The organism is Streptomyces sp. CB00455 (assembly GCF_001905445.1).
In the GTDB taxonomy this organism is placed as follows: Bacteria; Actinomycetota; Actinomycetes; order Streptomycetales; family Streptomycetaceae; genus Streptomyces.
Window position 1 is genome coordinate 25,873 of record NZ_LIVQ01000006.1, and the last position, 18,961, is coordinate 44,833.

The window sequence follows — 18,961 nt, forward strand, 5'->3', positions numbered from 1 at the left end:
CGAGTGGGATGCGAAGTTCACCCCGTTATAAGGGGAGTGGAATTTGTCACCAGCATGGTTTGGAGCCGAACCTGACGGATAAGGTGAGCGATCCGGTGCCCCGGCCGGACCAGAGACCGGGCACCAGCAGCCGGATCGTTGACCGTGCGCCTTGGGGGAGGTGCATCGCGAGGCACCGACGGAGGATTCGAGCAACCGTGGATGCGCAAAGCCGTGGGCGGGCCGACGAGATCGACCCCGCAGACCAGTGGGTGCTCAATCCACGCACCGGCCACTACGAATTGCGACTGGCCGACTCCGCAGCGCAGCACCGGCCCGGCGTGACCACCCCGCGCAGACCGGCCTCGACCCGTACCGCACCCTCCCCCGCCGTACCGAAGCCGAGGCGCGGCGACGGGCCGCCCGGCGCCCGGCGCGGCGGCCGCTCCCGCAAGGGCGGGGGCGGCAGCGGCGGTGGCGGTGACAGGCGCAAGAAGGCGCTGGTCGTCACCGGTGGGACGCTGGCGTTCCTGCTGGTCGCGGGCGCGGTGGGGGGGTACCTCTACTACGACCACCTGAACGGCAACCTCAACGTCACCGACATCGCGGGCGCCGGCACCGGCGGCTTCAAGAAGGACCAGGCCATCAACATCCTGGTCATCGGCACGGACAAGCGCAGTGGTGCGGGCAACGAGGGCTACGGGGACGCCGAGAGCGTCGGCCACGCGGACACCACAATCCTCTTCCACATCGCCAAGGACCGCAGCAACGCCACCGCGCTGTCCATCCCGCGCGACCTGATCACCGACATCCCCAACTGCCCGACGAAGCAGCCCGACGGCTCCACGAAGGAGATCAAGGGCTCGAAGGGCACGCGCTTCAACAACAGCCTGGGCCAGGAGGGGCGGGACGCGGGCTGCACGATGCGCACGGTCAAGGGGATCACCGGGATAGAGATCGACAACTTCATGATGGTCGACTTCAACGCGGTGAAGAACCTGAGCACTGCGGTCGGCGGCGTGCCCGTCTGCCTGGACAAGGCCGTCGACGACAAGGACTCCAAGCTGAAGCTCCCGGCGGGCGAGAGCCGGGTGGCGGGCGAGCAGGCGCTGGCCTTCGTACGGACCCGGCACGCCTTCGGCAACGAGAGCGACCTGGACCGGATCAGGACCCAGCAGCAGTTCCTCGGCTCGATGATGCGCGAGATGAAGTCGAAGGAAACGCTGACCAGTCCGCAGAAGTTCTTCTCGCTCGCGGAGGCGGCCACCAAGTCGCTGACCGTCGACCAGGGGCTGGGCTCCATCGACAAGCTCACCAAGCTGGCGGGCGAGTTGAAGGACATCAACCTCAAGAACATCACCTTCACGACGCTTCCGGTACTCGACAATCCGGCCGAGCCCGCGAACCGCAAAGCCACCGTCGTAGTCAACCAGGCGTTGGCCGACCCGCTGTTGCAGATGGTCCGGGGGGACGTCTCGCTCACCGAGGTCGAGAAGAAGGAGCAGGCCGCCAAGGAGGCGGCCGACGCGGATGCGAAGAGCAAGCAGGACGCGCTCCTCCAGGGCACCCGGGCGCCCGCCGCGGACGTGCGGGTGGACGTGTACAACGGCGGCGGCCCCAAGGGCTCGGCGTCCACCACACTGAACTGGCTGCAGAACACCAAGGGCGTGCCGAAGTCCGGCAACCGCGGCAACGCGCCCGCGCAGGTCGGCGCCACGCAGCTGGAGTACGCGCCCAACCAGGCCGACCAGGCCCGGGCGCTGGCGGAGATGCTGGGACTCCCGGCCACCGCCATGAAGATGGGGACGGCCGACGCCGGGGCGAAGACGCCGATGAAGCTGACGCTGGGTCCGGACTTCAAGGCGGCGGGCGCGCCGCTGTCGCCCCCGCCGCCGCAGGCGCTGCCCGAGGACGTGCAGCAGGCCCAGGCCGACAAGGCCGTCTGCGCGAAGTGACGGGCCGTTGCCGGCGGGACCGGCACAAGACCGACCGAGAAGGATCCTGAGGGGGACATGTGAGGCACAGCAGCGTGCGGGGGGAGGGGGCGGCCGCCCAGGCCGCCGGTGACATATCCGGCGGCGGTGCGGGCGCGCCCGGCGCCGTGCCCCCACCGCGGGACGGCTCCCGGCGGTCCCGGGCGGCCCGCGGCCGGCCGGCCCGGCGGGGCCGCAGACGAGTGTTGCGCTGGGTGGCCTCCGTGCTGTCCCTGCTCATACTCGGGACGGCGACGGCCGGTTACCTCTACTACCGTCACCTGAACGGCAACATACGCAGCGGCCAGCGCCTCAGCGGCGACAGCGGCGTGCCGAAGACCGAGGCCAACGCCGCCGGCCAGCGCCCGCTGAACATCCTGATGATCGGGTCCGACAGCCGCGACAAGCCGGAGAACCTGGAGCTCGGCGGCAGCCGCGACAGCGTCGGCGCTCCCCCGCTGGCGGACGTGCAGATGCTCCTGCACGTGTCCGCCGACCGGAAGAACGCCTCGGTCGTCTCCATCCCGCGCGACACCCGGGTCGACATACCCGAGTGCACGGACCCCAAGACCGGTGCGAAGTTCAAGGCGACGAACGCCATGATCAACGAGTCCCTGGGGAACGGCGGTCCCGGCTGCACCACGGCCACCTGGGAGAAGCTGACCAACGTCTACATCGACCACTGGATGACGGTCGACTTCGCGGGCGTCGTGCACATGGCGGACGCGATCGGCGGGGTCGAGGTCTGCGTCAAGGACAACGTCTGGGACCGGCCGCTCCCCAAGGCCTCCGGCGGGTCCGGCCTCAAGCTGCCGGCGGGCAAGAGCAAGGTCAAGGGCGAGCAGGCGCTCCAGTGGCTGCGCACCCGGCACGCCTTCAGCAGCGACCTGGGCCGCGCGCAGGCCCAGCACATGTACATGAACTCGATGATCCGCGAGCTCAAGGGGCAGAACGCCTTCACCGACGCCGGCCGGCTCACCGGCCTGGCCGAGGCGGCCACCAAGTCGCTGACGGTCTCCGAGGAGATCGGGTCGGTCAAGAAGCTCTACAACCTGGCCGTGCAGCTCAAGGACGTGCCGACGAACCGCATCACGATGACCACCATGCCGACGCTGCCCGACCCCCGGGACCCCGACAACCGGCTGGTCGTGAACCAGGCGGACGCCGACAAGCTGTGGGCGATGGTCCGCAAGGACGTCGCCTTCGACAAGAACGGCGCCCCGCAGGCGCCCGGGGGCGGGCAGCCCACGCCCACCCAGCAGCCCGCCCAACAGCCCTCGCCGGAGCAGTCGAAGGCGCCGGTCACCTCGCCGGACAAGGTGTCCGTACGCGTGGTCAACGGCACCGGAGCCGGCGGGGCGGTGACGCCCAAGCGCGCCGGGGCGGTCGCCGAGCAGCTCGTCGCCAAGGGGTTCACGGCGGCCCGGGCGGACACCGCGCTCGTCCCCGAGAAGACGACGGTGATCCGCTACCCCGTCGCGGACCTGGCGGACGAGGCGCAGAGCGTCGCGGCGGCCCTGGGGATCCCGGCGGGTTCGGTGCAGCTCGCGGCCGACGTCCCCAGGATCACCGTGGTGGTCGGCGCGGACTGGCGCGAGGGCGCGGTCTACCCGCAGCAGCCGGCCCCCGAGGCCGGTTCCGTGCCGGAGACGGCCGAGGCGATCAACGGCGCCGACAGCGAGGCGTGCATGGACGTCTACAAGCCGTACCGCTGGTAGTCCGCGCGCAGAAGGGGTGCCCCGGTCCTCCCCGGACCGGGGCACCCCTTCGTGTTCTCGCGTCTCACACCTGCGAGTTCCGGCGTCTCACACTGGCGTCTCAGACCTGCGAGGGGTCGTGGAGCACGGCCGGGCGGCGGCTCGCGATCACCCTCTTCGCCAGCGAGCGCGGGCTCGTCAGGAAGCCGTAGCCCCAGCACAGGTGCATGGTGGCCAGGGCGACGGGGATCCGCGCGCGGGCCCTGAGGGACAGGCCCTTGCCCGCCGGGAGGGAACCCAGGGTGATCGCGGCGAGGTAGCCGGCCGGGACGGCGAAGCCCAGGGGGGAGACGGCCACGCCCACGACCACGCCCGCCGCGAGCGCACAGACGAGGGTCGGCGGGGCCAGGTAGCGGGGGTTGATGGAGCCCGAGTGGTAGCGGGCCACCACGTGCCGCCAGCGCCCGTAGTCCTTGTACTGCTTGGCCAGGGCCCGGACGGAGCGACGGGGCCGGTACTGGACCTTGAGCTCCGGCGAGAACCAGATCAGGCCGCCGGCCTCGCGGATGCGGAAATTCAGCTCCCAGTCCTGGGCGCGGATGAACTCCACGTTGTAGCCGTTCTGCTGCTCCAGCGCCTCGCGGCGGAAGACACCCAGGTAGACGGTCTCGGCCGGTCCCGCCCGGCCGCCGGTGTGGAAGGGCGCGTTGCCCACGCCGATCTTCGAGGTCATCGCGGCGGCGACGGCCTCCTCCCAGGCGTTCTCACCCTCGGCGTGCATGATGCCGCCGACGTTCTGCGCACCGGTCTCCCCCAGGAGGCGGACCGCGGTGGCGATGTAGTTCGGCGAGAGCATGCCGTGGCCGTCGACGCGTACCACGATCGGGTGGTGCGATGCCTTGATGGCGGCGTTGAGGGCCGCCGGTGTCCGGCCGGTGGGGTTCGGGACGGTGTGGACTCGGGGGTCCTCGGCGACGAGCTGGGCGGCGATCTCGTCGGTGCGGTCCGTGGAGGGCCCGAGCGCGATCACCACCTCCATCTCGCCCGCGTACTCCTGTTCCAGGATGTGGCGGACGGAGTCGCGGAGGTAGTGCTCCTCGTTGAGCACCGGCATGATCACCGAGACTGCGGGCTGCTGGGCGGGCATGTGGTCCTTCAAGGTCGGGTATCGGTGTCACGTTACCGCGTACGGGGGAACCGGATGCGCGCCGAGCGAGCGGTACGGACAGAGGCTGATCGTATGGACCTACTGTTCTGACGAATCAGCCCGATTTGTCCTGCCTGTCGACGGTCCCCCGGCAGTCCCCCCGCGGAGGTGTCCCCCGTGCTCCAGCCGCACCGTCCAACCCGTCCCGCCAGGCCACCCCAGCCGCTGCGCGCACGGCGCGGCGGTACCGGCGGTGGTCCGGTCCGGCGCCGGGGCGGCAGACCCCGGTGGGGGGTGCGGCTGGCGGCCGGGCTGTCGGTGGTGGTGCTGGGCGCCGGCGCCGTCGGCCACGCCGTGATGACGGGACTGGACACCGGGATCGAGCGGGTGGACCCCTTCAAGGACATGAAGAACCGCCCGCGGGCCGGGCACGGTCTGAACTTCCTGCTGGTCGGCACCGACGGCAGGGAGAAGATCACGCCGGAGGAGAAGCACCGGTTCCGCCTGGGCGGCGCCCCCTGCCACTGCACCGACACGGTGATGCTGGTGCACCTGTCGGCGGACAGCCGGCGGGCGAGCGTGATCAGCCTGCCGCGCGACAGCTACGCCGAGGTGCCCGCGCACCAGGACCTGGTCACCGGCAAGGCGCACAAGGCGCATCCCGTGAAGCTGAACGCCGCGTACGCGGAGGGCGGCCCCAACCTGACCGTGCGCACGGTGGAGAACATGACCCGGGTGAAGATCGACCACTACCTGGAGGTCGACTTCACCAGCTTCATGAAGACGGTCGACGCCGTGGGCGGTGTGGAGATCTGCACCGTCAAGACCATGCGCGACGCGAACACCGGCCTCGACCTGCGGCCCGGCAACCACCGGCTCACGGGCGGGCAGGCCCTGCAGTACGTGCGCTCGCGCCACGTCGACGGAGCCTCCGACCTCGGCCGGATGCAGCGCCAGCAGCGGTTCCTCGCCGCGCTCATCAAACAGGCGACCGGCGGTGGGGTGCTGCTCAACCCGGTCACCTTCAAGCAGGTCAGCTCGACCCTGCTGGGCTCGGTGCGGGCCGACACGGGCTTCGGCTCGGAGCAGATGCTGGCGCTCGGCCAGGCGATGCGGGACTTCGCGCCGTCCTCCTCGGAATTCGCCTCCGTGCCCGTCGGCGATCCCTCCTTCCCGGTCAAGGGCATCGGCTCCACCGTGAAGTGGGACGGTCCCAAGGCCGCCGAGCTGTTCGACGCGGTGCGCCAGGACCGGCCGCTCGCCCCGGCCCGGCCGGGGCCGGCGGGCACCGGCCGGCCCGCGGCGGCCCCGGTGGACGTGCCGCCGCAGCAGATCCGGGTCCAGGTGGAGAACGGGTCCCGGATCGACGGGCTGGGCACCCGGGTCGACGCGGCGCTGCGCGCCACCGGCTTCGACACCACGGGGACCCCGGGCAACGGCAACGGCCGCAACGTCAAGCGCACGGTGGTCGCCTACGACCCGCGCTGGGACCGCTCCGCGCGGTCGGTGGCGGCCGCGCTGCCGGGCAGCGAGCTGCGGGCGGTCCCGGGCCAGGGGCGCACGGTGCTGGTGATCGCGGGCTCGGACTACCAGAAGGTGGCGGCGGTGCGCGCGGAGGACCCCTACCAGGGCGCCTTCGGGGTGGTCACCGGCGACCAGGTGGTCTGCGGCAAGTAGCCGGCGCCCCTGACGCCTCGAAGCCCGGGGCGGCGCGTGCTCACACGTCGAAGCCCTGGGCGGCGCGCTCCTCGCGCAGGGCCATGATCGCCCTGCGCCGGGCGAGCCGGTGGGTGCGGCGGATCTGGGCCTCCTGGTAGCGGCGCTCGTCCTGCTCCGTCTCGGGGAGGACGGGGGGAACGGTGCGCGGCTTGCCCTCGGCGTCGACGGCCGCGAAGACGAGGTAGGCGCTGCCGACCTGGGCGGCGGGGGTGGACTCGTTCCACCGCTCCGCGAGGACCCGTACGCCGATCTCCATGGAGGAGCGGCCGGTCCAGTTGCACTGGGCCTTGACGTGCACGAGGTCGCCCACCCGTACGGGGGCCAGGAAGGCCATCTCGTCCATGGACGCGGTGACCGCCGGGCCCCCGGAGTGGCGGCCGGCCACGGCGCCGGCCGCGTCGTCCACCAGTTTCATGATCACACCGCCGTGTACCGTGCCGAGGAGGTTGGTGTCGTTGGCGGTCATGATGTGGCTGAGGGTGGTCCGGGAGGCCGAGACCGGCTTCCCCGCCGGCGCGCCCGCTATCTCTGTCATACGGCCACCTTAGATGCGTCCCGCAGGCATCAGCTCTGCAACAGGACCGGAACGGACCCTCCCCCGGGCTGTCGGACGACACGCCTGGGCAGGCATCCTTGGCGGCATGAATGACTGGCCAGATGGGTGGAGCGGCGACCGCGACGAGAGCGGCCGCCGCGACGACGGGTACGGGCGCGGCAGCGCGCAGGCGCGGCCCGAGGGCGCGCAGCGGATGCGGCACGTCCAGCGGCGGCAGCCGGCGCGGCCGGCCGTCCCGCCGCCCGCACGGCCCCCGGGGGACCGGTCCGGGTACGCGGTGCCCGCGCAGCAGGAGCCGGGGCACGACACCTACGGCGGCTTCGACAGCGGCTACAACACCGGCCAGGTCTACGGCGCGCCTTCGGGCGGTGCTCCGGGCGGGCCGGGCGGACCCGGCGGGCCGCCGGGACCGGGCCGCCCGGGGCGGGCTCCCGGCCCCGCGCCGGACTGGCGCAGGCGGATCAAGATCGGTTCGATCGTGCTGGTCTCCGCGCTGCTGGTGACCACCGTCTCCACCTACTTCTGGGCCGACTCCAAGGTGCGCCGCGAGGTCGACCTGTCGAAGGTCGTCGAGCGCCCCGAGGAGGGCGACTGCACGACGTACCTGATCGTGGGCTCGGACAGCCGCGAGGGGATGTCCGACGAGGAGAAGAAGAAGCTGCACACCGGCTCGGCCGAGGGCAAGCGGACCGACTCGATGATGATCCTGGCGAAGTGCTCCAGCGGGAACACCATGATCTCGCTGCCGCGCGACTCGGACGTGGAGATCCCCTCCTTCGTCGGCTCCCAGTCGGGCAAGAAGTTCCCCGCCCAGGGGCGGCGGGTCAAGCTGAACGCGGCCTACGCGGAGGACGGCCCGGAGCTGCTGGTGCGGACCGTGGAGTTCAACACCGGCCTGCGGATCGACCACTACGCGGAGATCGGCTTCGCCGGTTTCGCGAACATCGTGGACGCGCTGGGCGGCGTGGAGCTGGACATCGAGCAGGGCTTCAAGGACGAGAAGTCGGGCGCCGACTTCAAGGCCGGCAAGCAGACCCTGAACGGCGAGCAGTCGCTGGCCTTCGTACGGACCCGGTACGCCTTCGCCGAGTCGGACCTGCAGCGGACGAAGAACCAGCAGAAGTTCCTGTCGGCGCTCGCCGGTCAGGCGGCGACCCCGTCGACCGTCCTCAACCCCTTCGAGCTCTACCCCTTGCTGGGCGCGGGCCTGGACACGCTCGTCGTGGACAAGGACATGGGCCTGTGGGACATGGGACAGATGTTCTTCGCCATGAAGGGGATCAACGGCGGTGACGGCGTCTCGATGAACATGCCGATCTCCGGCCAGCGCGGCGGGAACCTCGTCTGGGACAAGGCGAAGGTGCAGCAGCTGGTGAAGCAGATCCGACACGACGAGAAGGTCACCGTCCGCAGCCAGTAGGAGCGGCGGCCGGGGGGTGGCGGGCCGGACCCGCCACCCGGGCGGCTCAGGAGTCGGAGGAGAAGCGGATCGCGGCTGCGGGCAGCTGCGCGCCGCACCACACCCGCGCCCCGGCGCGCAGCTCGTTGTCGGCGCCGACCACGGCTCCGTCGCCGATGACGGCGGAGTCGAGCACGGTGCGCGGGCCCACCGAGGCCCCGGCGCCGATCAGGCTCGCGCTGACCTGCACGTCCGCGCCGATGACCGCGCCGGCCAGCACGATGGAGCCCTGGACGACCGCGCCCGCCCCGATGCGTGCGCCCTCGCCCACGACGGTGCCCCCCGACAGTTTCGCCCCGTCGGCGACCTCGGCACCGGGCAGCACCAGGGACTCGCCGCACCGCCCGGGGACGGCCGGGGAGGGCACCACGCCGCGGACCAGGTCGGCGGAGGCCTGGACGATGGCCTCCGGCTTGCCGAGGTCCATCCAGTACGTGTTCTCGGTGACGCCGTGCAGCCGGGCCCCGGCGGTCAGCAGGCCGGGGAAGGTCTCCCGCTCGACCGAGACGGGCCGGCCGGCCGGGATGGAGTCGATCACGCTGCGGCGGAAGACGTAGCAGCCGGCGTTGATCTGGTCGGTGATGATCTCCTCCGGGGTCTGCGGCTTCTCGGTGAAGGCCAGCACCCGCCCCTCGGAGTCGGTGGGGACCAGGCCGAAGGCGCGCGGGTCCTCGACCTGCACCAGGTGCAGGGAGACGTCGGCGTCGGCCTTCTGGTGGGAGGCCACCAGGCCGGCGATGTCCAGGCCCGTGAGGATGTCGCCGTTGAAGACGAGGACGGCGGAGTCGGGGCCGCCGGTCAGGCGCCGGGCGGCGTTGCGGATGGCGCCGCCGGTGCCCAGCGGCTCGTCCTCGACCACGTACTCCAGGCTGATGCCGAAGGCGGATCCGTCGCCGAAGTAGGGCTCGAAGACCTCGGCGAGGTAGCAGGTGGCCATCACGACGTGCGTGACGCCGGCGGCGGCGGCCCGCGCGATCTGGTGGGCGAGGAAGGGAACGCCTGCTGTGGGAACCATCGGCTTCGGCGTGTTCACCGTCACGGGACGCAATCGCGTCCCCTGTCCGCCGACCAGCAGGATCGCTTCCGTCATTGCGTTCTCCCCAACTGATTCCGGCGTACGAAGGTCCAAATTTAGCCCATCCGGGTGGCAGGCCCGGCCGCGGCCGGACGTGCCCGGTCCCCGCGGCCGGCGGCGTGCCGCGAGGACCGCGGCCGGCCTGCCCGGCCGCGGGACGGCGGAAGCCCCGGCGCACCGGCCGGGGCTCCCGCTGCGTCGAGGACCTCGCTACGGAAGGTTCCTCGCCATGACGATGCGCTGCACCTGGTTCGTACCCTCATAAATCTGCGTGATCTTGGCGTCGCGCATCATGCGCTCCACCGGGTAGTCACGGGTGTAGCCGTAGCCGCCGAGCAGCTGGACGGCGTCCGTGGTGACCTCCATGGCCACGTCGGAGGCGAAGCACTTGGCAGCGGCGCCGAAGAAGGTGAGGTCCTCTTTGTCGCCTCCGGCGGAGACCCGCTCGGACTTGGCGGCGGCCGAGTAGGTCAGCTGGCGGGCGGCCTCGATCTTCATGGCCATGTCCGCGAGCATGAACTGCACGCCCTGGAAGTCGCCGATCGGCTTGCCGAACTGCTTGCGCTCCTGGACGTAGCCCTTGGCGTAGTCCAGGGCGCCCTGGGCGATGCCGAGCGCCTGGGCCGCGATGGTGATGCGGGTGTGGTCCAGGGTCTTCATCGCGGTGGCGAAGCCGGTGCCCTCGGCGCCGATCATGCGGTCGGCGGGGATGCGGACGTTGTCGAGGTAGACCTCGCGCGTCGGGGAGCCCTTGATGCCGAGCTTCTTCTCCGGGGCGCCGAAGGACACGCCCTCGTCGCCCTTCTCCACGACGAAGGCGCTGATGCCCTTGGAGCGCATCGAAGGGTCGGTGACGGCCATGACCGTGTAGTACTCGGAGACGCCCGCGTTGGTGATCCAGCGCTTGACGCCGTTGAGCACCCAGAAGTCCCCGTCGCGCACCGCGCGGGTCTTCATGCCGGCCGCGTCGGAGCCCGCGTCCGGCTCGGAGAGGGCGTACGAGAACATGGCGTCGCCCTTGGCGAGCGGGCCGAGGTACTTGGCCTTGAGCTCCTCGGAGCCGGAGAGGATCACCGGGAGCGAGCCGAGCTTGTTGACCGCCGGGATGAGGGAGGAGGAGGCGCAGACGCGGGCCACCTCCTCGATCACGATCACGGTGGCGAGGGCGTCGGCCCCCGCGCCGCCGTAGGTCTCGGGGACGTGGACGGCGTGCAGGTCGTTGGCGACCAGGGCGTCCAGGGCCTCCTGCGGGAAGCGGGACTCCTCGTCGACCGCGGCCGCGAACGGCAGGATCTTCGCCTCGGCGAGCGAGCGGACCGACTCGCGGAGCATGTCGTGCTCCTCGGCCGGGCGGTACAGGTCGAAGTCGGCAGAACCCGCCAAGATCTCTCACTCCCCAGGGTGATGCGTGATGCTAACTACCGTTAAGTAACCCAAGCTTAGTGGGCCGGTCACGGATGGCGATATGGACGGCCCACGTGAGCTGCATGACAGCGGGGCACTCCTGGGCAACGTCCCCGCTGGTGGGCCCGACTATGCTCAGTGGCCGCAAACGGCCCCGCACCTCTGGAGCACCCATGGCCCCCCTCAGGATCACTGTGATCGGTACCGGATACCTCGGCGCCACGCACGCCGCGGCGATGGCGGAGCTGGGGTTCGAGGTGCTGGGGCTGGACGTGGTCCCCGAGAAGATCGCCATGCTGGCCTCCGGCCGGGTGCCCATGTACGAGCCCGGACTGGAGGAGCTGCTGGCCCGGCACGTGGCCGGACTGCCGGACTCGACGGGACGGCTGCGCTTCACGACCTCCTGGGAGGAGGTCGGCGCATTCGGCGACGTGCACTTCGTGTGCGTGAACACTCCGCAGAAGCACGGCGAGTACGCCTGCGACATGTCCTACGTCGACTCCGCGATGTCCTCGCTGGCCCCGCATCTGACGCGGCCGGTGCTGGTGGTCGGCAAGTCCACCGTGCCCGTGGGCTCGGCGCAGCGGCTCGCGGACCTGCTCGCGGAGCTGTCCCCGGCCGGCGCGGAGGTCGAGCTGGCCTGGAACCCGGAATTCCTGCGGGAGGGCTTCGCGGTGCAGGACACCCTGCACCCCGACCGGATCGTGATCGGCGTGCAGGGCGAGCGCGGCGAGAAGCTGCTGCGGGAGGTGTACGAGACGCCGATGTCGGAGGGGACCCCGCTGGTGATCACCGACTTCCCGACCGCCGAGCTGGTCAAGACCGCCGCCAACTCCTTCCTCGCCACCAAGATCTCCTTCATCAACGCGATGGCCGAGGTGTGCGAGGCGGCCGGCGGCGACGTCGTCAAGCTGGCGGAGGCCATCGGCTACGACGAGCGGATCGGCGCGAAGTTCCTGCGCGCGGGGATCGGCTTCGGCGGCGGCTGCCTGCCCAAGGACATCCGGGCCTTCATGGCCCGCGCCGGTGAGCTGGGCGCCGACCAGGCACTGACCTTCCTGCGCGAGGTCGACTCCATCAACATGCGGCGCCGCGGGCACATGGTGGAGCTGGCCCGGGACGCCGTCGGCGGGTCCTTCCTCGGCAAGCGGGTGGCCGTCCTCGGCGCAACCTTCAAGCCGGACTCGGACGACGTCCGCGACTCTCCCGCGCTGAACGTGGCCGGGCAGATCCACCTCCAGGGCGGCCAGGTCACCGTCTACGACCCCAAGGGCATGGACAACGCGCGCCGCGTCTTCCCGACGCTCGGGTACGCCGGCTCCGCGCTGGAGGCGGCCCGGGGGGCGGAGGTCGTCCTGCACCTGACGGAATGGCGCGAGTTCCGCGACCTCGACCCGGCCGAGCTGGCGGAGGTCGTCACCGACCGGCTGGTGCTCGACGGCCGCAACGCCCTGGACCCCGAGGTCTGGCGCGCCGCGGGCTGGACCTACCGGGCGATGGGCCGCCCACGGGCCTAGGTACGTGTCTCGGCGGCCGACGGGCCGAGCGGCTGACCGGCTGAGCGGCTGAGCGGCTGAGCGGCTGAGCGGCTGAGCGGCTGAGCGGCTGAGCGGCTGACCAGGTGACCAGGTGACCGGGTGCGCGGCTGACCAGGTGACCAGGTGACCGGCTACGCGGCTGAGCGGCTGACAGGTGGCCGGCCCGGGGGACGGGGCTACGCGCCGGCGGTGCGGTGGTGCTGGGCGGCGCGGGCGGTGAATTCCGCATCCCGGATGACGCGCTGGGCGTTGCCCCAGGTCAGCAGGGCCATCTCGGACTCCGGCCAGCCGCGGTCCAGGAGTTCCGCCAGCAGCCGCGGGTAGCCCGAGGGGTCGGTGAGGCCGGCCGGGCGGGGGATGCCCGGTCCGGTGCCGAAAGTGGCGCCCAGGCCCACACCGTGCGGGCCCGCGACCGCGCGGACGTGGTCGAGGTGGTCGGCCACCGCGTGCAGGGAGTCCCCGGTCCGCGCGGCGTCGAAGGTGACCATGGCCAGGCCGTCGGCCTCGCGCAGGGCGAGCAGGACCTCGTCGCTCACGTTGTCCGGATGCGGGTTCAACGTCGCCGCCGCCGTGTTCGAGAGGATCACCGGCGCCTTGGAGGCGCCCGCGATCCCGCGGGCGGTCTGCGGCGGGCAGCCGGTGAGGTCCAGCAGGATCGCCAGCCGGTTCGCCTCGCGGACCACCTCGTGGCCGAAGGCCGTCAGTCCCTCCCGGGCCCAGGACGCCCCGGCCGGCGCGAGGATCCGTACGCCCAGCGCGTGGAAGGCGCGCAGCGCGCCCAGGGAGCCGGTCAGGGTCCGGCCGGGCACCGGGCCCAGGAACGAGGCGATCCGGCCCCGGTTGCGGGCGTCCGCCATGTCGCCGGCGGTGAGCGCGAGGCGCAGGTCGTCGGGGTAGCGGCGCATCAGGGCCAGCGCCACGTCGATCTGTTCCAGGGTGTCGGAGACCACCTGGTCGGGGTCTGGCCGGTCGGGGTCTGGCCGGTCGGGGGCCGTCCGGTCGCCGCCGCCGTCCCCGTACGGTTGGCCGGGCGGCACGAGCAGGGACCAGAACTGCGCGCCCACCCCGCCCGCGCGCAGCCGCGGGATGTCGGTGTCGACGCTGCCGTCAGGGGTGTCGATGTCGTGGTGCGGGCTCTGTCGCAGGGTCCACACCAGGGTGTTGCACCCGTCGGCGACGGGATGCCCGGACAGCAGGGCGGCGGCCCGCTCCAGGCTGCCGGCCGCCGCGGTGGGAGGGGGGAGGTCCTCCGCCCCGATGCCCGCAGAGGGTGGGTCGTCCTGCAGGTCGGCCATGGCGTTCGCTCCGGTCTCGGCGGCAGCAGGGAGAGTCGCTGCCACCGTGCCACGGGGGACGGCCGAGCCGCCCGGCGGATGCGGCGTTCGGGTGACACCGGCAGGTCCTACCCGGTCGCCGCCTCCACTCCCGGTCCGGGGCGTCTTGCCGGCCGGGGCGGGCGGTCCTACGCGACCGGCCCGATCACCGCGTTCGAGGGGCCCCGGGAGCCGGAGAGCTCGCGCGCCACGGCTTCCGCGTCGCGCAGTGCGCGCACCGCGTTGGACCAGGTCAGCTTCGCCAGGTCGGCCCGGGACCAGCCGCGTGCCAGCAGTTCCGCGATGAGGTTCGGGTAGCCCGCCACGTCGTCCAGGCCGGACGGGGTGAAGGCGGTGCCGTCGTAGTCCCCGCCGATGCCGATGTGGTCGATGCCGGCGACCTCGCGCATGTGGTCGAGGTGGTCGGCCACCGTGGCGGCCGTGGCCACCGGGCGCGGGCGCTTCGCCTCGAAGGCGCGGTGCAGGGCCATCGCCTCGGGCGAGGTGTCCAGGTGGTGCAAGCCGTGCGCCCGCAGGTTCTCGTCGGCGGCCAGCGTCCACTCGACCGCCGCGGGGAGGACGAACTTCGGGACGAAGGTGGCCATCGCGACCCCGCCGTTGGCCGGCAGCATGGCCAGCACGTCGTCGGGGACGTTGCGCGGGTGGTCGCACACCGCGCGCGCCGAGGAGTGCGAGAAGACCACCGGGGCGGCCGTGACGGCGAGGGCGTCGCGCATCGTGGTGGCGGCCACGTGGGAGAGGTCGACCAGCATGCCGATGCGGTTCATCTCGCGGACGACCTCGCGGCCGAAGTCCGTCAGCCCGCCGTGCCGGGGCTCGTCGGTCGCCGAGTCCGCCCAGTCGATGGTGTCGTTGTGCGTGAGCGTCATGTACCGCACGCCCAGCTGGTGCAGGGCGCGCAGGGTGGCGAGCGAGTTGTTGATGGAGTGGCCGCCCTCGGCGCCCATCAGCGAGGCGATCCGGCCGTCGGCGCGGGCCGCCTCCATGTCGTCCGCCGTCAGCGCCCGCACCAGGTCGGCCGGATAGCGGCCGATGAGCTGGTCGACCGCGTCGACCTGCTCCAGGGTGGCGCTGACCGCTTCGTCCCCGGTCAGCTCGGTGCTCACGTACACCGACCAGAACTGGGCGCCGACCCCGCCGGCCCGCAGCCGCGGGATGTCGGTGTGCAGGTACGCCGACTGGTCGCCGGCGATGTCCCGCTGGTCGAGGTCGTAGCGGACCTGCTCGCGCAGCGCCCAGGGAAGGTCGTTGTGGCCGTCCACGACGGGGTGCTCGGCCAGCAGCTCTCGCGCCTCCTCCAGGCGCTGCGCGGCGCTCACTTGCCGAATCCGAAGGAAGCCGCGCCCGCGACCTTGGTGCGCAGCCGCTTGCCCTTCTCGGTGGCCTGGTCGTTCAGCTCCTGCTGGAAGTCCCGCATCCGGCCGAGCAGCTCGGCGTCGTGCGCCGCCAGCATCCGTACGGCCAGCAGCCCGGCGTTGCGCGCCCCGGCGACCGAGACGGTGGCCACGGGAACGCCCGCGGGCATCTGGACGATCGACAGCAGCGAGTCCATGCCGTCGAGGTACTTCAGCGGGACCGGTACGCCGATCACCGGCAGGGGGGTGACCGAGGCGAGCATGCCCGGCAGGTGGGCGGCCCCGCCCGCGCCCGCGATGACCGCCTTCAGGCCGCGGCCGGCGGCCTGCTCCCCGTACGCGATCATCTCGCGCGGCATCCGGTGCGCGGAGACGACGTCGACCTCATAGGGGATCTCGAACTCGTCGAGGGCCTTGGCGGCGGCCTCCATGACCGGCCAGTCCGAGTCCGAGCCCATGACGATGCCGACGAGGGGGCCCGCGGAGCCCGCGGCAGAGGTAGTGCTCATTCGGTGACCGTTCCTCTGAGGTAGTCGGCGGCGTGGCGGGCGCGCTCCAGCACGTCGTCCAGGTCGTCGCCGTAGGTGTTCACGTGACCGACCTTGCGGCCGGGCTTCACGTCCTTGCCGTACATGTGGATCTTCAGCTGGGGGTCGTGGGCCATGCAGTGCAGGTACGCCGCGTACATGTCGGGGTAGTCCCCGCCCAGCACGTTCGCCATGACCGTCCAGCGGACGCGGGGGCGCGGGTCGCCCAGGGGGAGGTCCAGGACCGCCCGCACGTGGTTGGCGAACTGGGAGGTGATGGCCCCGTCCTGGGTCCAGTGCCCGCTGTTGTGGGGGCGCATCGCCAGTTCGTTGACGAGGATCCGCCCGTCGGCGGTCTCGAACAGCTCCACGGCCAGGTGTCCGGTCACGCCGAGCTCCTTGGCGATGCGCAGGGCCAGGGCCTGGGCCTCGCCCCCGAGCTCGTCGGAGAGGTTCGGGGCGGGCGCGATCACCGTGTCGCAGACCCCGTCCACCTGGACGGATTCCACGACGGGGTAGGCGACGGCCTGGCCGTGCGGGGAGCGGACGATGTTCGCCGCGAGCTCGCGGACGAAGTCGACCTTCTCCTCCGCCAGGACCGGGACGCCCGCCTTGAACGGGGCCTCCGCGTCCTGGGGGCCGCGGACGAACCACACGCCCTTGCCGTCGTACCCGCCGCGCACCGTCTTCAGGATGACCGGGAAGCCGCCCACCTCGTGCGCGAAGGCCGCCGCGTCCGCCGGATCGCGCACGATCCGGTGGCGGGGGCTGGGCGCGCCGATCTCGTCGAGCTTGGCGCGCATCACCCCCTTGTCCTGGGCGTGCACCAGCGCGTCGGGCCCCGGCCGGACGGGGATGCCGTCCGCCTCCAGGGCCCTGAGGTGCTCGGTGGGCACGTGCTCGTGATCGAAGGTGATCACGTCGCAGCCGCGCGCGAAGGCGCGCAGCGTGTCCAGGTCGCGGTAGTCGCCGATGACGACGTCGCTCACGACCTGGGCCGCCGAGTCCTGTGGGGTGTCACTGAGGATCTTGAATTTGATGCCGAGGGGGATGCCCGCCTCGTGGGTCATGCGGGCGAGCTGTCCGCCGCCGACCATGCCGACTACCGGGAACGTCACTCCTCCAGGGTATCCGGCGGTATTCGGCCATCGGGACCCGCCTGGGCACAGCCCTGGCGCTGCGGCGCGGCGCCGGTGCGTTCGGGCCCGTGTGCCGTGCGTCGCACGGGGCCCGAACGCACAGACGGACCACAGGGGCGGGACTTACCATGGCAGGGTTGACGCAGAACACCGGACGCCCCGGCGCGGGGCGGTGACCGACAGGGACTGAACCATCAGATGAGCAGGCCTCGGTACGGATCTGTTCTCGGACGCCTACGCGGTCTCGTTCGGGAGGTCGCCAAGTTCGGGGCGGTCGGCGGTCTGGGCGTGCTGGTCAACCTGGGTGTCTTCAACCTGATCCGGCACACGACCGACCTCCAGGTGGTGCGCGCGAGCGTGATAGCCACCGTCGTGGCCATCGCCACGAACTACCTCGGCTTCCGCTACTTCGCCTACCGGGACCGCGCCCAGAGCGGCCGCACCCGCGAGCTGGTCCTCTTCGCCGCTTTCAGCGCGATCGGCCTGGTCATCGAGAACGGCGTGCTGTACACGGCCACCTACGGCTTCGGCTGGGACGGGCCGGTCGCCACCAACGTCTTCAAGTTCTTCGGCATCGGCACCGCCACCGTGTTCCGCTTCTGGTCCTACCGGACCTGGGTGTTCAAGGCGCTGCCCGCCGCCGCGCCGGCCGAGCCGATGCCCGAGCCCGCGCCGCTGCCCAGGCCTGAGCGCAGGCCCGAACCGCTGCCCGAGCCCGCTCCTGCGAGCAACTAGGACCCGTCCCCCACCGGAGGCCGGCCCTGCCGCCGTGGCCGCGCGCTCCTAGCGGACGGTGGTCTCGGGTGCGGGCCGGGCCGGCTCGGTCCGGCTCAGGAACAGCGCGAAGACCGGCGGCTGCGCCTGGAGCAGCTCCAGGCGGCCGCCGTCCGCCTCCGCGAGGTCCCGGGCGACGGCCAGGCCGATCCCGGTGGAGTTGCGGCCGCTGATGGCCCGCTCGAAGATCCGGTTCCCAAGGTCCGGCGGGACGCCCGGTCCCTCGTCCGTGACCTCCAGCACCGCCTGGTTCCCGATGACGCGCGTGCGCAGCGCCACGGTTCCGCCGCCGTGCATCAGCGCGTTCTCCACCAGCGTCGCCAGCACCTGCGAGACCGCGCCCGGCGTGCCGACGGCCCGCATGCCCTGCTTGCCGGAGCGCACGATGGCCCGGCCGGCGCTGCGGTAGGCGGGCCGCCACTCCTCTACCTGCTGTTTGACGACCTCGTCCAGGTCGAAGGGGACGGCGGAGCCGGTGCGCGGGTCCCGCGAGTTCGTCAGCAGCCGCTCCACCACGTCCGTGAGCCGTTCCACCTGGGTCAGGGCGATGGTCGCCTCCTCGCGCACCGTCTCCAGGTCGTCGGTGACGGTGATCTCCTCCAGCCGCATCGACAGCGCCGTGAGGGGGGTGCGCAGCTGGTGGGAGGCGTCGGCGGCCAGACGCCGCTCGGCGGTCAGCATCCGCCCGATCCGCTCGGCGCTGGAGTCCAGGACGTCGGCGACCCGGTCCAGCTCGGGGACCCCGTACCGCTTGTGCCGGGGACGCGGATCGCCCGATCCGAGCCGCTCGGCGGTCTCGGCGAGGTCGGTGAGCGGGGAGGCCAGCCGGTTCGCCTGGCGTACGGCGAGCAGTACGGCTGCCACGACGGCCAGCAGCGCGACGGCGCCGACCACGGCCAGGGTCCGCCCGACCTCCTTGGTCACCGTCGAGCGGGACTCCTCGACGACCACCAGTTCGCCCTGCTCGCCGCGGGCGGCGCCGCGGATGACGTCCTCGGGGATCCGGTCGCCGACCTCGACGGCCGGTTGCCCGGGAACGCTGATCGTGGCGTGGTGGCCGAGGTCCAGCTGGTCGGCGAGCGCCTTGGGGTCGACCGGCTTGTGCTCCAGGACGTTGGCCTCGACGATGCCCACCAGGCGCAGCGCCTCGGACTCGATGCGGTCCTGGGCGCTGCTGGTGATCGTCCGGGTCTCCACGATGACGAGGGAGACCCCGAAGACGGCGATCACGACGAGCACCACGGCGAGCGTGGAGTTGATCAGGCGGCGGCGCATGGGTCAGAGC

Annotated in this window: 15 protein-coding genes; 6 read left to right on the forward strand and 9 right to left on the reverse strand. The window is 72.0% G+C overall.

Features of this window, described 5'->3' with window-relative positions; genetic code table 11:
• Positions 1-197: 197 nt before the first annotated feature.
• Positions 198-1,934, forward strand: a complete 1,737-nt coding sequence (locus tag AMK16_RS23660) for an LCP family protein (RefSeq protein ID WP_073919008.1) — start codon at positions 198-200, stop codon at positions 1,932-1,934.
• Between the two features lie 59 nt (positions 1,935-1,993).
• On the forward strand, positions 1,994-3,670 hold the full coding sequence (locus AMK16_RS23665) for an LCP family protein (RefSeq protein ID WP_079191686.1): 1,677 nt from the start codon (positions 1,994-1,996) through the stop codon (positions 3,668-3,670).
• Between the two features lie 100 nt (positions 3,671-3,770).
• Here the strand turns inward: AMK16_RS23665 and AMK16_RS23670 are convergent, their stop codons facing one another.
• On the reverse strand, positions 3,771-4,796 hold the full coding sequence (locus tag AMK16_RS23670; RefSeq protein WP_073919012.1) for a glycosyltransferase family 2 protein: 1,026 nt from the start codon (positions 4,794-4,796) through the stop codon (positions 3,771-3,773).
• Between the two features lie 168 nt (positions 4,797-4,964).
• On the opposite strand from AMK16_RS23670, the gene AMK16_RS23675 reads away from it, so the two are divergent.
• The gene (locus AMK16_RS23675) at positions 4,965-6,473 is read left to right on the forward strand and encodes an LCP family protein (RefSeq protein ID WP_443333597.1); all 1,509 of its coding nucleotides are present in this window, start codon (positions 4,965-4,967) and stop codon (positions 6,471-6,473) included.
• Positions 6,474-6,513: 40 nt separating this feature from the next.
• Here AMK16_RS23675 and AMK16_RS23680 read toward each other — a convergent pair whose 3' ends face one another.
• Positions 6,514-7,050, reverse strand: coding sequence for an acyl-CoA thioesterase (locus tag AMK16_RS23680; RefSeq protein WP_073919015.1), 537 nt, complete (start codon positions 7,048-7,050; stop codon positions 6,514-6,516).
• Positions 7,051-7,156: 106 nt separating this feature from the next.
• Between AMK16_RS23680 and AMK16_RS23685 the strand changes: the two genes are divergently transcribed.
• Positions 7,157-8,491 carry an LCP family protein gene (locus tag AMK16_RS23685; RefSeq protein ID WP_073919017.1) on the forward strand — a complete coding sequence of 445 codons (1,335 nt, stop codon included), beginning with the start codon at positions 7,157-7,159 and terminating at the stop codon, positions 8,489-8,491.
• A gap of 46 nt (positions 8,492-8,537) precedes the next feature.
• On the opposite strand, the gene AMK16_RS23690 is transcribed toward AMK16_RS23685, so the two are convergent.
• Complete coding sequence (locus AMK16_RS23690) at positions 8,538-9,620, reverse strand: nucleotidyltransferase family protein (protein WP_073919019.1); 1,083 nt, start codon at positions 9,618-9,620, stop codon at positions 8,538-8,540.
• A 195-nt stretch (positions 9,621-9,815) separates the two neighbouring features.
• Entirely contained in the window at positions 9,816-10,988 is a 1,173-nt protein-coding gene (locus AMK16_RS23695; protein ID WP_073919021.1) for an acyl-CoA dehydrogenase family protein, read from the reverse strand.
• A gap of 194 nt (positions 10,989-11,182) precedes the next feature.
• Between AMK16_RS23695 and AMK16_RS23700 the strand changes: the two genes are divergently transcribed.
• Positions 11,183-12,526, forward strand: a complete 1,344-nt coding sequence (locus tag AMK16_RS23700; RefSeq protein ID WP_073919023.1) for a UDP-glucose dehydrogenase family protein — start codon at positions 11,183-11,185, stop codon at positions 12,524-12,526.
• Positions 12,527-12,723: 197 nt separating this feature from the next.
• On the opposite strand, the gene AMK16_RS23710 is transcribed toward AMK16_RS23700, so the two are convergent.
• From AMK16_RS23710 to AMK16_RS23725, 4 genes are all read right to left on the reverse strand, one after another.
• Positions 12,724-13,842 carry a membrane dipeptidase gene (locus tag AMK16_RS23710; protein WP_073919028.1) on the reverse strand — a complete coding sequence of 373 codons (1,119 nt, stop codon included), beginning with the start codon at positions 13,840-13,842 and terminating at the stop codon, positions 12,724-12,726.
• 167 nt (positions 13,843-14,009) lie between these two features.
• On the reverse strand, positions 14,010-15,200 hold the full coding sequence (locus tag AMK16_RS23715) for a dipeptidase (RefSeq protein WP_073919030.1): 1,191 nt from the start codon (positions 15,198-15,200) through the stop codon (positions 14,010-14,012).
• Positions 15,197-15,745: a 5-(carboxyamino)imidazole ribonucleotide mutase gene (purE, locus tag AMK16_RS23720; protein WP_073919032.1), complete on the reverse strand. Its 549-nt coding sequence runs from the start codon at positions 15,743-15,745 to the stop codon at positions 15,197-15,199. The genes AMK16_RS23715 and purE overlap by 4 nt, the downstream gene beginning before the upstream one ends.
• Entirely contained in the window at positions 15,742-16,881 is a 1,140-nt protein-coding gene (locus tag AMK16_RS23725) for a 5-(carboxyamino)imidazole ribonucleotide synthase (protein WP_073919034.1), read from the reverse strand. Before AMK16_RS23725 ends, purE begins: the two co-directional genes overlap by 4 nt.
• A 219-nt stretch (positions 16,882-17,100) precedes the next feature.
• On the opposite strand from AMK16_RS23725, the gene AMK16_RS23730 reads away from it, so the two are divergent.
• Positions 17,101-17,637 carry a GtrA family protein gene (locus tag AMK16_RS23730; RefSeq protein WP_073919036.1) on the forward strand — a complete coding sequence of 179 codons (537 nt, stop codon included), beginning with the start codon at positions 17,101-17,103 and terminating at the stop codon, positions 17,635-17,637.
• A 48-nt stretch (positions 17,638-17,685) separates the two neighbouring features.
• On the opposite strand, the gene AMK16_RS23735 is transcribed toward AMK16_RS23730, so the two are convergent.
• Entirely contained in the window at positions 17,686-18,951 is a 1,266-nt protein-coding gene (locus AMK16_RS23735; RefSeq protein WP_073919037.1) for an ATP-binding protein, read from the reverse strand.
• Positions 18,952-18,961 lie beyond the last annotated feature (10 nt).